We start from the raw sequence: 14193 nt of genomic DNA, 5'->3' as shown, positions 1-14193 counted from the left end.
ATGACTGGATTTTGAGGAAGTTGTTTTTTAATTAAAGCTGTCTCTTAGTTGAAGGCATGCCTTTAGTAGAAAGCAATACCATTCATAAAAATTAGAGTAGCAAGGAAAACGAGTGCAAGTACTACTCACCGTAGACTAAACAAATTTGACACCGCTAATCGTATTTTTTGGGATTGGTATTATTATGATTGTATCTGACAGCGTGCTAAGATAAGCCATACATAAAAATAGGATAGGATATCAAGGGTATGCTAATAGAATTTACTAAGATGCATGGTCTGGGCAATGATTTTATGGTCATCGATTTGGTGACTCAGCGCTTAGAATTAACCAAGGATTTGGTACAGTTATTGGGTGATCGTCATTTGGGTATTGGTTTTGACCAGTTGCTCGTGGTTGAGCCACCTATGCGTCCGGATGTCGACTTTAGCTATCGTATTTTTAATACCGATGGCACAGAAGTCGAGCAGTGCGGTAACGGTGCGCGTTGCTTCGCTCGCTTCGTACAGGCACGCAAACTGTCATTTAAACAGCGCCTACGTGTTGAGACGGCAAGTGGGATTATCACGCTGACTACAGACCGTTATGGCTGGGTAGAAGTCGATATGGGCAAACCTAAGTTCGAGCCGGACGAGATCCCATTTAGTCCAAGAGCCACCACCAAAATCCAAAACGCCTACCATTTGGATGTTAATGGAACACCCGTGCAGCTCTATGTCGCCAATATGGGCAATCCACATGCAGTTATCAAAGTCGATAATGTGCTCGATGCTGAAGTTGAAACCTTGGGTAAAGCCATTGAATCGCATCCTGCGTTTCCAGATCGCGTCAATGTCGGTTTTATGCAGGTGATGAATCAACGTCATATTCGTCTACGGGTATTCGAGCGCGGCGTTGGTGAGACTCAAGCCTGTGGTACGGGTGCATGTGCTGCAGTGGCAGTTGGCATACGTGAAGGCTGGTTGGATGAAGGTGAAGAAGTGCGCGCGCAGCTGTATGGCGGTAGTATGATTATTAAATGGCAGCCGGGTTATTCAGTCATGATGACAGGTCCAACGGCCTTTGTTTATGAAGGCGTGTTTAGCCCAGACGGACTAATGGCGCAAGCGGGTATCAAGCCTAATTCTGAGGGCTAAACTCGGATGGCGAATGGGTAAATGCTATGGTCATCTCTAATAGTGCTATGTCCAATAAAAAAGGTCAGATAGAGCCAGCATCGGGTTCAGAAGTACAATCAGTAGCGTGGCTGTCAGACACACTGGCAGCCACTATAGAGTCGGACACAGCGTTACGTGAGCTGTTAGCACCAGTGCATCGTTGGTTAAATACTTTATCGGTACGTAATCACTCGCCGCATACCCTAACGGCTTATTTTGCTGGCTTGAACCAACTGGCGCTATTTATACGTGGCAAACGGCTGACATGGACGCGTTGTGATAAGCGTCAATTAGCCCAGCATATTGGTCAGCGCATTGATGAAGATAAGCTTGCACTTGCCAGCGTCCAGCAAGAGCTGTCAGCGATTCGTCATTTTTATGGATGGCTGATTGAGGAGGGGCTAGCACGTATCAATCCTACCACTGGCTACCAGCTTAAGCGTAGTCCTAGACCCTTACCGTCTATCGCAGACGTGGATTTGCTCACTCAATTGCTTGACCAAGAGATTCCTGATACGCCTGAGCAAGCGCGCTTATGGTTACGGGATAAAGCTATGTTTGAATTGCTCTACAGTAGCGGCTTGCGTGTGGGTGAGCTGGTCGCGTTGGATATGGCGGATGTAGACCTAGCAGACTTACGCGTACGTGTAACAGGTAAAGGCAATAAAACGCGTCTAGTACCGTTAGGGATAAAAGCAGCAGAAGCGATTACGCGCTATCTACCGCATCGTAATCTATGGGTAGAGCAAATGGACATGGCATTGTTTATCAGTGAAAAACTGGGTACGCGCTTATCAACACGGGCAGTGCAGCAACGTCTAAAAGTTGCCGCTACTCGTGCTGGTATCTCGCAAAATATGTATCCACATTTATTGAGGCATTGCTTTGCATCACACATGCTGTCAGGTAGCGGTGACTTGCGCGCTGTACAAGAAATGTTGGGTCATAGTGATATCAGTACCACGCAAATTTATACCCATGTCGATTTTGCCAAATTGACTCAAGTCTATGATCGTGCCCACCCGCGAGCAACTCATGCTCAACGCGACGATGACTCAAATCAAAAATAAGGTGTGTCGAATATTCAACATACCCTAATCATACTTTACGCTAAACGATGACAGTCAAAGAGAGGCATTTTTTGGCGTCCTTGCTGTTGGGCGTGCTGATCTAATGATGCCAATACCATGGCGTAGTGCTTGCTGTCTTCTGGATCAGTAGCTTCATTCAATACACTATCATCGTAATGGTTGATAACTGTACCATCATAAGCGGTAATCGCCGTATGTCCCCACGTCTGACGTATATCATTATTCTTGTAAGTATGGTCGCCACCTTGTGCCGCCCCAATGACCATACACTGGCTGTCCAACGCACGTGCCTGTAGCAACAGCGACCAATGCGCTTGCCCTGTTAGGTAAGTAAATGCTGACGGGGCGCTTAATAGGTCTGCACCTGCTTGACGTAGACGCTGTGCCAATGCAGGGAAGCGCAAATCAAAGCAAACCATCATGCCTAATTGATAGACCGTATCATTTGCTTCGAGGGGAGCAACTACAGTTTGTGTTCCTGGCTCAAAAGTTGCCGCTTCATTATAGCTGCCGTGCTTATCCGCCACAGTGGCTGTGAACAGATGAATCTTGTCATAACGTGCCACTCGCGAGCCATCAGGTGCAAACAACTGACTGACTTGGCGTAGTCTGCCATCAGGGACGATAATGCCGTCAGGTCGATAAGGGCAGGGTAGCGAGCCTGCTAGTACGTAGACACCATAAGTGCTGGCATAGTCTGCTATCGTCGCTGATAGATCATCAAAGCGCTCTGCAGTGGCAAACTGCTCACCCATGCTACAGCAGTTCTCTGGTAATACGACAAGCTGAGCTCCTTGCGCACTTGCATCAATAATGGCAGTTTTTATAGTAGCTAAGTTTTGCTCAATATTTTGTTGGCTGTTCATTTGAATGGCGGCAGTGGTCAATTGATTATTCTGTTTACTATTCATAGTTGCAGTCTCAGTTAATTTTTAAGTTAGTTCAGTTTAACTATTTTTCAGTCGTGTATTCATGACTTTTCTTATAAGAATCATATGATGGTAAGCAAATTTTTGATATTAATTATTTAGCGGTTAATGCTGAAATGCTAATATTTATAGGCTTTAATGAGAAAAGCGTAACAATTGTATCTGGCTAGAGTGTAAATTATCATAGCAAAATTGCGCCAAAAAATGCTATCGTCATGTCCTAATAACGTTAAACCACTGGTTTGACCAAAAATATTTGTAGAATATTATCACTACCGGAGTGTAATAAGCCGCCCATGAGTATGTCGTTCGGATTGGCGACCACGCTAAGCACCTCACAGAAACTGACCCCGCAGATGCAGCAAGCCATTAAATTGCTGCAGCTCTCTAGTCTTGAGCTCGCGCAAGAGGTTCAGATCAAGCTGGATAGTAATCCACTGCTTGAACGTATCGAAGATGATGACGATGAATACGAGCATAGCAATGACGATATCACAGACGAGCTGAGCGACTCACTCACATTGGATAGCTGGAATCAAAGTACTGGCACTGAGTCATTTACTACCAAATCTGACAGCAACACGACTACCTCTGACTATGATAATGAACTTAGTGATAGCTTTGATAAACTGCAGCAAGCCAATATCGATGATGGTGCTATAGACAATCATACGATGGATAGTGACGATTATAGTAGTTTTGATAATAGTGCGGATAGCAGCAACTATGCATCTGCGGCTAGCAGTTCAGGAAGCAAAGGTGACGATGACTTTGATAGCTATCAAGGCGGCACCTCTGCCACTATCCAAGATCATGTACGCTGGCAGCTAAACTTTAAACATCTATCAGAAGCAGATATGTTGATTGCCACCTATCTGATGGACTCTATGGATGATATGGGTTTTGTTCGGCTTGATATTGATGAGTTGCTACAAAGCTTTGATACCATGGCGAGTTTCTATCAATGGGATGAGTCTGTCGAGCAAGATGAGGTAATGGCTGTCTTGCGTATTATTCAATCTTGCGATCCACTAGGTGTTGGGGCACGAAATCTCAGTGAATGCCTAGCGATTCAGCTGTCCAAACTTGATAGTAATACCGAGTCTCTAAAAGAAGCACAAGCGCTTCTATCTGCCAGCGAATACTTAGTCAGCAATAATATTAAAGCACTGACTGAGCAAACAGGGCTTGCAGCTGAGAAGATTACACCTGCGCTAAACCTATTGCGCAGCTTAAACCCTTCACCAGGCTTGTTATTCCATAGTAGTCAACCAGACTACGCACGGGAGCCAGACAGTTATGATATTCCTGATGTGCTGGTCACGCCTGTCCGTCGCCACAGTAGTAATACCACTGCAGGGACAGATGCGCAAGAGGATGGCTGGCAGGTACGGCTGAATCCTGACACGCTGCCGAAGCTACGAGTCAATCAAGAGTATGCCAACTTAGTTAAACGGGGTGATGATAGCCCTGACAATCAATATCTGCGTGAAAACCTTACGGATGCACGCTTGTTTATTCGTAGTATCGAAGAGCGCAATCAGAATCTACTAAAAGTTGCCACCAGTATCGTGCGTTATCAGCAAGAGTTCTTACAACATGGTGCGACTGCCATGCAACCACTTATCTTAAAGGTCATCGCAGAGGAAGTGGATTTGCATGAATCGACCGTTTCACGTCTGACCACCAGCAAAACCATTCTGACACCACAAGGACTGTTTTCGCTAAAGCATTTCTTTTCATCTCATGTTAGTAGTACAGATGGTGATGTCTCGTCAACCGCTATCAGTGCCATGATTAAGCAACTTATCGCCGATGAGAATCCGAAAAAGCCATTATCAGATAGTCGTATCAAAGACAGTTTGTTGGTTGAAGGCATTGATATTGCCAGAAGGACTGTAGCTAAATACCGCGAAGCAATGAATATTGGATCGTCTACCCAGCGCAAACAAAAATATTAAACGATGTAATTCAATAAGTTATAAGCACGCTTATATGTTGATCAATATATTTCAGACAGAATATAAAAAATAAAATTTTTTGATTATATAGAAACATGATAGAAACAACAGTTATTGTTACACTTAATTACAATTTAATGGCTTGCTACTATCCTAATTTCATGACAAATTAGAGTCATACCAACAACGAAATCTAAGTATCGATTTAGCATATTTACAAGCAATCAGGAGATGATGAAAGGATATATCGGCATTTTACTGGATGCACTGGCTATAAAAGATAGTAGAGCAATTGTTGGTAAAGCAGGGTGATAAAAGCAGGAATGCTACCTCATCTGTTGACTGTAAGTACAAACAAAAGGACAATAATATGAATGTTTCTATCAGTGGTCACCATATCAGCGTTACTGAAGCTATGGACAAGGCAGTTCGTGAAAAGCTTGAGAAAGTAGAGCGTCACTTTGATCAGATACAAAGTATTAAAGTGATATTATCGTTAGACAACAGCGGTGCTAGTGATGGCGGTAAAAAAAGCCATAAAGCTGAAGCGATTATGCGAGTCTCAGGTCAAGAAATGTTTGTTCAAGCGTGTGAAGATGATATGTATAAAGCCATCAACGAAATGGCAGACAAACTTGATAGACAAGTGCGTAAATACAAAACCCGTCAAGAGCGTAAAAAGACTCAGGGTGCTGGACGTGATGAACGTTACGAAGACTTTGCAGTCGATGATGTAGCACCAGCCGTTTAATTTGATGAGGTTTGGTAGATAAGTATTTGTAGATATGATAGTTAATGAGTAATGGCTGACCAAATAATAATAAATAGTATAGATAGCCAATAGTATAGATAGCCATATGATTTATATTTGATTCTATTGAACTGACATCAGAATACACAAAAAGGAAAAAGGCCTCAAACGTATCATACGTTGAGGCCTTTTCTAGTACTAGCATCAAGAAATAAGAGTATCAGTGAGTCTATTCATTAATCAAAACTATTGCTAACCTTTTTGAAAGTTTGGTTATAAGCCAAATGAAACCAGTATTCTATTCAACAAACTAAGCATATTACACTCAGTCTATTTAACCTACGATAAGTAAAGTGCAGTGACTAGCCGCCACCAACGGCTTGTACCACTTCGATGTTCATGCCCTCAACGATACGTAGCTGACTCAGCTCGCTCTTTGGAATAAGTTCACCCTCGACTTCTACGGCATAGCGACCTTGGCTAAGTCCAAGCTCATTGATGACCAGTTGTACCGTCTGATGAGTGGTCTGTAGATGTTTGCCATTGACACTGATGTTGCTCATAATTGCGCTCCTTAATAATTTAGATTTCCTTGTACTCAAAAATATTAATGCTTGAGTAGATGACATACTCTAGATTGGTTGACTGCGCTTTGATTAGCTGATCGAGTCTTTTGATTTAAATGTCGATACTGCCAGCCATAGCCAACCTGCAATCATGAAGATACCACCGATGGGTGTAATCGCTCCAAACCAAAGTGGTGCGCCAAGTGTCATCGAATACAGACTACCGGCAAATATTATAATGCCAATCTGTAAAAGCCAAGCGGTCGTTTGAGTGATATATCTGAGGCGTATCAATAGTCCTACTAGCAGTAAGCCGAGCGCATGTACTAGCAAGTACAGTGTTGCCGTATGCCACCATTCGAGTTGCTGAGGACTGGCTATATTTTTCAAGCCATGCGCACCGAATGCGCCTAGCGCAACGGCGATAGCCATATTAATCGCCGCAATACCTACCCAATTTAACATGGCACACTCGTATTATTTAAAAGCGGTCGCTACTATAAAATAACGGCTATTGAATATCATCTGGCAAAATCACACTATCGATAGTCATTGCATCACGGATTTTGTCCATGGCATTCTTTTCGATCTGGCGTACACGTTCTGCCGAGATAGAGTAGACGGCTGCTAACTCATGCAAGGTTGATTTTTGCTCAGAGAGCCAGCGTTGCTCAACGATATCACGTGAGCGATCATCTAGTGTGCCCATTGCTGCTATTAATGCTGAAGAATTGTTTTCTTCCCAGTCAGCTTCTTCTAACTGTTCAGCAGGATCAATACCATCTTCTAAGAACAATTGCGGTGCATAGCGCCCATCATCATCATCGCTCGATTGCGCTTCAAACGAGGCATCATAGGACGTAAGCCGTGACTCCATCTCTAACACTTGCTTGCGCGTGACATTCAAGTCATTTGCAATCGCATCTGCTTCTTCTAGTGTCAGCTGATTGTTTGTCTTTTTGAGACTACGTAAATTAAAGAATAGTTTGCGGTGTGCTTTGGTGGTTGCTACCTTCACGATACGCCAGTTGCGAATGACAAACTCGTGAATCTCCGCTTTAATCCAATGTACTGCAAAGGATACTAAGCGCACGCCTTTATTGGGATCGAAGCGTTTCACTGCTTTCATTAGTCCCAAATTACCTTCTTGAATCAAATCGGCTTGTGGCAGACCGTAGCCTGAGTAACTGCGGGCAATGTGAATCACAAAACGCAGATGCGACATCACGAGTAGACGTGCTGCCTCAACATCGCCTTCATCATAATAGCGATGCGCCAGCTCTTGCTCTTGTACTGGCGTCAAGATTGGAATTTGATGGACGGTATTGATATACGCACCCAGATTGACCCCAGGCGCTGATAGATGCGTTGGCATTGCTGGTACCAAATCACGAGTACTGGTATCACCTAGTGCATCCGCATCATAAGGTGGTCGCTGTGCCGCAGCTTTTAATGCTGCATCACGTGCTTCGTTTTTTACAGGTGCTGCATCGTCTTTTTTACTCGTTTTTGCAGCATCATTAGAAGTGTTAGCCATATTCTTGACCTTGATTAAATAGTGACGCAAATAGTAAGATAAAAATATTTATAGTTGTAATTGTAAATGATAGCGACGCTTAGTTGCTATCATTTTTGGTAATGATGAAGTGATATATTGTATCGAAACGCTGTGATGGTGTGCTATCAGTTGCCTGTTGACTGGTAACGCTATTGATGGTCAGTAGCAGTCGATTGGTCGTGTCTGTTTGCTTACTTTGTCGACAGAAAGCAGCGATATCTGCTTGTGAATTGGCATCAGTGGCGACCACATACAACGACTCATCAGCTGCGACATCGCGTAATGCCACTTTGGTTTTCAAAAGCGGCATTGGACAAGCAAGCCCACGTCCGTCGACGAAACGTATAATACTGATAGGGGATTGCTTTGCAGCTACTTCGTTATTTGAATCAATATCGTTCACCGACAGTAATGCCAGTAGGTTATTAATATTTTGTTGCTCAGTACCAGAAAATTTTTCTGATAAGTTTATGAAGTCAGGTGCATGGGTGATGGTGGACTGGCTATCAACAGACATAAAACAACCCTTATAAATACCAATACTTTGGTTTGTACTACTAATTGTCAATAGATCGCTTTCAAGCATCGTTAATTTTAAGAATTTTTATTGAATATTTTTTGCTTAATAGCGACGTAAACCTATTGTTGTAACTACCATTATAGCAAATAGCTAGGGTGCAATTGAGTTGAATATAATCAACTCAACATTCGGTTCATTAGAATTACACAGTCATGTTGCGCGATAGTGACACTCCGCTTAGTTATTGGTAGTCGAACCTATACTAGAATTGACCTTATATGCACAAGCTCGTATAGTCGAGAGGATGTTGTCATTACTCACCTGCATAGGATAAGCATTTGTATCACTCCAATAGACAGTCGATTCTCGATAGCGTAGCCATGAATCACTCAAATAAATATGTGGTCGCCACACCTTCGTTTGGACGGGTGTCGCTGTTGTGCGAGCGAAAAAATAGCGCTCTGTCTATAGCGGTATCGAGCATGTTTATATTAGGGGTTTCAACAGCATTATTGATGGCCACAACGGTTGCCAATAGCAGTGAATGGGAGAGTAATGATGGCATCAGCCAAACGTCACAATACAATTATAACTCATGGCAATCCACGGACTCCGAAGATTTAGACTTGCCTAACTTGAGAGGTCAGGGCTTGAGCTTCGCTGAGCAGTATCAAAATAAGCTACTAGGCGAATGGTCACTACGAAATATCAATGGTGGCGTTAAGATGGAGCATGATCCTTGGATTCAAGAAACGCTTAAAGACATGACGTGGCGTTTGAATGCTCAAGCACGGCAGCAAGCGTTAATGGGCTTGGTGATTATTGATAATCCGAGTATCAATGCTTTTGCAGCACCAGGTGGTGTCATCGGTCTAAATACAGGCACTATATTGGCTGCCAGTAGTATGGACGAGCTTGCTAGTGTGGTAGCGCATGAAGTGGCACACATTAGCCAGCATCATTATGAAAGTGGTGTGGATGATCGAAAAAAAGCATTGCTCATGCAAGTAGGTGGCATGCTAGCAGCAATTGCTGCATCAGCAATCGATGGTGATGCAGCGACAGCCGTTTTGATGGGTAGTCAGACCGCTACGATGAACAGTAGCATGGCATTTAGCCGCAGTAATGAGCGAGAGGCTGATCGGATAGGGATGCAAATCATGACCCAAGCGGGTTATGACCCAAGAGCCATGCCGCGGTTTTTTGCCACCATGAATCAACGAAGTCAGCTCAATAAAGTTGAAAATCAGTTTTTGCCAAGTTTTATTATGTCCCATCCACTGAGTAATGAGCGTTTGAGTGATTCACAAAGTCGCGCGCAGAGTTATCCTCCATTATCATTAAACCAGCAGCAACGACATCAAGCATTGTTTGATTTGCTCTATTGGCGTGTGCAGATTACTGGTAAGCATGCTTCTGAGACCGTATTGACGACTGCTGCGAAGAATAGTGTCGGTGCCAAATTGGCTTTGATGTACTGGTACAGTGAACAGCAGCGCTTTACAGATGCCAATAAATTACTGGCTGAGATTGACGTATTATCAGCGACACAGCGTCAAACACTAGAGCCTTTATTGTCAATTACCCACAGCTATATGCTAACGGAACAAGGTAAGTGGTCAGAAGCTGCACAAATTTTAGAAAGCCAGCAGCGACTTTATCCTGAGCGTCGCGACTTACGACTCTACTTAGCGGAAGCACTTACCAATAGTAACCAGCCGACACAAGCACAAGCATTGCTCAAACCACTAACCGAGCAACAGCCAAGTGATCGTTATGCTTGGCAAAGTCTACAACTGGCCAATGAAAAGTTGGCCAAAACCACGACTTCACCACAGCTGGCCAATATTGCCACTATCAATGCATTGCGTTACCGCAGCCAAGATCAGTTATGGAGCAATCGCTACGAAAGTGCACTCATATCGCTGACACAAGCCAAGCAACTGACGGAACAATTGCAGAATACACCGCAAGCCAATAGTGCTCGGCCGCTTTTAGCCAATATTAATGCAGAACTCAAAGCAGTAAAAACCGCCAAAGACTTTAAGCCTTAGGCGGTTGTTTTTACAGACAGAGAGACAGACCTACCAATCAATAGTAAGTGCTAGCCTTGTAGGGCGTCTTTTACCATCTTAGAGATGAGGGCTGGATCTGCACGGCCTGCCGTTTTGTTCTTTAGTACACCCATCACGCTACCCATATCACGCATAGACGTTGCACCTTGCTCAGCGATTTCAGCATTGACTAAAGCAGCAACTTCTTCATCGTTCATTTGTTTGGGCATAAACCCATTGATGATATCAATCTCAAACTGCTCTTTGGTTGCTAAGTCATCACGGTTGTTTTCTGTAAAGATAGTGAGTGACTCTTGACGCTGTTTCAATTGCTTTTGTAATACCTCTAATACTTGTGCGTCATCTAGCTCTATCCGGCGGTCAATCTCAATCTGCTTGATGACTGCTTGTACGTTACGCAATACTTTAACGCGCTCAAGTTCACGAGCTTTCATAGATACTTTGATGCTGTCTAATAAAGTCCGTTTAAGTTGACTCATTGTTATTATCCTTATTCGTTAAGAGTTATTTATTCAGATTTTGAGCAATAGTAATAAAAATTGTAGCATAAAAAACGCCACTGATATCAATGGATAACAGTGGCGTTAATGTAGCACTTGTACTTAACTAATCGTATTATGGATTAGTACATACGAGTGGTACGAATAGTTTCGCGTTGTAACTTCTTTTTATAACGCTTTACGGCAGCAGCTTTCTTACGCTTGCGTACTTGCGTTGGTTTTTCATAAAACTCACGCTTACGTACGTCTGACAATACACCAGCTTTTTCACATGAACGTTTGAAACGACGGATAGCGATATCTACTGGTTCGTTTTCTTTAACCTTAACTGCAGGCATGAAGACTCCTCGATTAGGATGAGATATAAAGGCATTAGTTTGGCTGTGTATTAGTATTTAGTCGTAATATCTCAAGATTACAGACATCAGCTCAAACTAGGATAATCTTGTACATGAGCACAAGGGCAGGTATTTTAATAAAAAATAGCAAGTAAGTCAATGAATTTGTTATATTAATCCATATTTATCATTAAGTTGCACAGTTTTCTGTAGATATAGAGTTGGTTTATTAGACAGCATTAATGGTTTTAGTCAAATAAGAGTGACTATATAAGTGTGCTAGAGAGCATCATTATAAATAAAAAACCCTACTGTCTATAACGGTTTAGGTGGAGTTTATGCTATGATAATTCCCATATTATAGTAAGCCTATGAACCGTTTTGTGTGTATTTTATTAAGGATGTTTGAATGAAAAAGACAGTATTAAATACAGCGTTAAGCAGCGCATTTATCGTCGCTTTTAGTTTTGGTGTTAGTGCTTGTGGCGGCGAAGAGCATGAAGAAGTAATGGCAGTAGATCGCGTTGATGAAGCGGCTGCACTTGCTATTGAAAATGCACCGGAAGCTGAAGACATGAAGTTTCCAGAGACAGCAGCGATGCCTGCGGCTGATGCAGCTGCCACGGAAGCTGATGGTACGGCCACTGCTGAAGAAGGAACGGATGCTACTGCTATGGTAGAAACAGCGACTACAGCAGAAGCAGATAGCGCCGATGCTGACGCAGCTGCTACTGACAGTGCCGAACCTGAAGCTGCTGCCGCTGAATAAGCATGGATTTAATGGTCATTTGGGCTGCCAATATAGCCATTCCACTATAAAAGTATTACTGCGTTAACCTCGCTTGAAGTATTTAATATACATCTACACTCGGTTGCCTTGTAATACTTTTAAATTGAATCGACTAGTGGTAAATAAGCTTTATCAGCAGCCACCATATAGTATAGAGGTGTGATCATGATGAATAAACGACAGCGTATAAGCAAGCTTACGGTCTCTGTTATGGGTATTAGCGCATTATTAGCACTGAGTGCTTGTGGTGGTGAGGATACAAGTATTGAAAAAGCATCTACTGCCAATAAACCTGTTGATACTACTGTAGCGGTCGCTGACACACCAGTTGCTGAATCTGAAGTGTCTGAGTCTGAAGTGACTGAGTCTGAAATTGCTACGCCTAAACCAGAGGTTGAATTAGAACCTGTTGAGGCGCCTGTTACTACGGAAGAGTCAGTAGCAGAAGTTGCTGCTGAGCCTGAAGTATTGGCCGCGGATGCAGGCGCTAAACTATATGAATCAAACTGTCAGGTTTGTCATGCTGCAGGTTTGCTCGATGCACCAAAATATGGTGATAAAGCCGTATGGGCAGCGCGCCTTACTAAAGGTAAAGATACGCTACATATGCACTCTGCGAAAGGCTTTAATAAAATGCCAGCGCAAGTCACTGATAAAGTAAGTGAAGCTCAGGTTTATGCGGCTGTAGATTACATGATTGCAGCGGTTAGCTGATATTGGCCATTGAAATTTGCTAAACTGACCGTCATTGTGACTGACAATGGCGGTTTTTTTGTGCATATTTTTTCGCACATAAGCTAAGGCGAAAACGCTGCAAAAGATGACACGCAGACAAAAGTATAAAGGCAAACATATGAAAGTGTTGGGTTTAGAGACCTCTTGTGATGAGACTGGTTTAGCGATTTTTGATAGTGAGCAGATTTCGAGCGACAATCAAGGTTTGGTTGGTCAAGTGCTGTATTCACAAATAGAGCTGCATGCTCTCTACGGTGGTGTGGTGCCTGAGCTCGCTAGTCGCGATCATATTCGAAAGCTCGTGCCTTTGCTCAATGAGTTGTTAGATCAGTGTGATATGAAAAAAAGCGAGATTGATGCGATTGCCTATACCAAAGGGCCAGGACTGATTGGTGCATTGATGACGGGTGCGTTATTTGGGCGCAGTTTGGCTTATGGTTTGGATATACCTGCGATTGGCATCCACCATATGGAAGGCCATTTGTTGGCACCGCTGATGGGTGCAAATCCTCCCGCATTTCCTTTTGTGTCATTGCTCGTCTCTGGTGGACATACTTTGCTTATTGCTGCCCGTGGGGTTGGGCAATATGAGATATTGGGTGAGTCGATAGACGATGCGGCGGGTGAGTGCTTTGATAAAGCGGCTAAGATGCTAGGCTTGCCATATCCTGGTGGTCCTAATATCGCCAAACTGGCTGAGACAGGCAATCAAAACGCGTATAGCTTGCCAAGACCGATGCTACATCGTGGTTTGGACTTCTCTTTTAGCGGTATGAAAACAGCCGTGCACAACCTTATCAAGGATACCCCACACTCAGGGGGTTCAGGAAATAGTGCCGAGAGTAATCCACAAGTACGCGCTGATATTGCAGCTAGCTTTCAACATGCAGTGGTCGATACACTGGTAAGAAAATGCGTCAAAGCACTTAAGCAAGTAGATATGAGCCGCTTAGTCATTGCTGGCGGCGTCAGTGCCAATACTCATCTACGTGAAACGTTAGAAGCTGAGCTGGCCAAAATAAATGCAACGGTGCACTATGCCCCGCCTGCATTATGTACCGATAATGGGGCAATGATTGCTTATGCCGGTTACGAGCGCTTGCAAGCAGGACAGTCAGATGATTTGGCCGTTAGCTGTGTGCCACGTTGGCCGATGACCGAATTGCCTCCGGTATAAAGGTGCTATTGATTGGGGCTTATGCCCATGTTTGTGCCCATGTTC

At 43.5% G+C, this 14193-nt stretch carries 15 protein-coding genes; 8 read left to right on the top strand and 7 right to left on the bottom strand.

Features of this window, described 5'->3' with window-relative positions; translation table 11 throughout:
• Positions 1 to 248 precede the first annotated feature (248 nt).
• Positions 249 to 1136, top strand: coding sequence for a diaminopimelate epimerase (dapF, locus tag DFP82_RS01180; protein ID WP_110921895.1), 888 nt, complete (start codon positions 249 to 251; stop codon positions 1134 to 1136).
• 47 nt (positions 1137 to 1183) lie between these two features.
• The gene (locus DFP82_RS01175) at positions 1184 to 2227 is read left to right on the top strand and encodes a tyrosine recombinase XerC (RefSeq protein ID WP_110922212.1); all 1044 of its coding nucleotides are present in this window, start codon (positions 1184 to 1186) and stop codon (positions 2225 to 2227) included.
• A gap of 35 nt (positions 2228 to 2262) precedes the next feature.
• Here the strand turns inward: DFP82_RS01175 and DFP82_RS01170 are convergent, their stop codons facing one another.
• Complete coding sequence (locus DFP82_RS01170; protein WP_110921894.1) at positions 2263 to 3159, bottom strand: nitrilase-related carbon-nitrogen hydrolase; 897 nt, start codon at positions 3157 to 3159, stop codon at positions 2263 to 2265.
• A 314-nt stretch (positions 3160 to 3473) separates the two neighbouring features.
• On the opposite strand from DFP82_RS01170, the gene rpoN reads away from it, so the two are divergent.
• The gene (gene rpoN, locus DFP82_RS01165) at positions 3474 to 5138 is read left to right on the top strand and encodes an RNA polymerase factor sigma-54 (RefSeq protein ID WP_110921893.1); all 1665 of its coding nucleotides are present in this window, start codon (positions 3474 to 3476) and stop codon (positions 5136 to 5138) included.
• Between the two features lie 370 nt (positions 5139 to 5508).
• Positions 5509 to 5889: a ribosome hibernation-promoting factor, HPF/YfiA family gene (gene hpf, locus DFP82_RS01160; protein ID WP_110921892.1), complete on the top strand. Its 381-nt coding sequence runs from the start codon at positions 5509 to 5511 to the stop codon at positions 5887 to 5889.
• A 362-nt stretch (positions 5890 to 6251) separates the two neighbouring features.
• On the opposite strand, the gene thiS is transcribed toward hpf, so the two are convergent.
• The 4 genes from thiS to DFP82_RS01140 all read right to left on the bottom strand — a co-directional run bounded on the left by thiS (position 6252) and on the right by DFP82_RS01140 (position 8530).
• A complete protein-coding gene (thiS, locus tag DFP82_RS01155) occupies positions 6252 to 6452 on the bottom strand; it encodes a sulfur carrier protein ThiS (RefSeq protein WP_110921891.1) in 201 nt (66 codons plus the stop codon).
• A gap of 93 nt (positions 6453 to 6545) precedes the next feature.
• Positions 6546 to 6920: a DUF423 domain-containing protein gene (locus DFP82_RS01150; RefSeq protein WP_110921890.1), complete on the bottom strand. Its 375-nt coding sequence runs from the start codon at positions 6918 to 6920 to the stop codon at positions 6546 to 6548.
• A 46-nt stretch (positions 6921 to 6966) separates the two neighbouring features.
• Complete coding sequence (rpoH, locus tag DFP82_RS01145; protein ID WP_197099889.1) at positions 6967 to 7830, bottom strand: RNA polymerase sigma factor RpoH; 864 nt, start codon at positions 7828 to 7830, stop codon at positions 6967 to 6969.
• A 241-nt stretch (positions 7831 to 8071) separates the two neighbouring features.
• Positions 8072 to 8530, bottom strand: a complete 459-nt coding sequence (locus DFP82_RS01140) for a sulfurtransferase TusA family protein (RefSeq protein ID WP_110921888.1) — start codon at positions 8528 to 8530, stop codon at positions 8072 to 8074.
• 383 nt (positions 8531 to 8913) lie between these two features.
• On the opposite strand from DFP82_RS01140, the gene DFP82_RS01135 reads away from it, so the two are divergent.
• Entirely contained in the window at positions 8914 to 10587 is a 1674-nt protein-coding gene (locus DFP82_RS01135) for a M48 family metallopeptidase (RefSeq protein WP_110921887.1), read from the top strand.
• A gap of 50 nt (positions 10588 to 10637) precedes the next feature.
• On the opposite strand, the gene DFP82_RS01130 is transcribed toward DFP82_RS01135, so the two are convergent.
• Positions 10638 to 11087 (bottom strand): GatB/YqeY domain-containing protein, encoded by a 450-nt coding sequence (locus tag DFP82_RS01130; RefSeq protein ID WP_110921886.1) that lies wholly within the window; start codon positions 11085 to 11087, stop codon positions 10638 to 10640.
• Between the two features lie 143 nt (positions 11088 to 11230).
• Positions 11231 to 11446 carry a 30S ribosomal protein S21 gene (rpsU, locus tag DFP82_RS01125; RefSeq protein WP_110921885.1) on the bottom strand — a complete coding sequence of 72 codons (216 nt, stop codon included), beginning with the start codon at positions 11444 to 11446 and terminating at the stop codon, positions 11231 to 11233.
• A 409-nt stretch (positions 11447 to 11855) separates the two neighbouring features.
• Here rpsU and DFP82_RS01120 point away from each other — a divergent pair, with 409 nt between their 5' ends.
• From DFP82_RS01120 to tsaD, 3 genes are all read left to right on the top strand, one after another.
• Positions 11856 to 12215, top strand: a complete 360-nt coding sequence (locus DFP82_RS01120; protein ID WP_110921884.1) for a hypothetical protein — start codon at positions 11856 to 11858, stop codon at positions 12213 to 12215.
• Positions 12216 to 12401: 186 nt separating this feature from the next.
• Positions 12402 to 12950, top strand: coding sequence for a c-type cytochrome (locus DFP82_RS01115; protein WP_110921883.1), 549 nt, complete (start codon positions 12402 to 12404; stop codon positions 12948 to 12950).
• Between the two features lie 139 nt (positions 12951 to 13089).
• Positions 13090 to 14148: a tRNA (adenosine(37)-N6)-threonylcarbamoyltransferase complex transferase subunit TsaD gene (tsaD, locus tag DFP82_RS01110; RefSeq protein WP_110921882.1), complete on the top strand. Its 1059-nt coding sequence runs from the start codon at positions 13090 to 13092 to the stop codon at positions 14146 to 14148.
• Positions 14149 to 14193 lie beyond the last annotated feature (45 nt).

It is taken from the genome of Psychrobacter fozii, from assembly GCF_003217155.1.
In the GTDB taxonomy this organism is placed as follows: Bacteria; Pseudomonadota; Gammaproteobacteria; order Pseudomonadales; family Moraxellaceae; genus Psychrobacter; species Psychrobacter fozii.
Note: the sequence above shows the minus strand (reverse complement) of the source record. Positions and strands in the feature narration are given on the sequence as shown.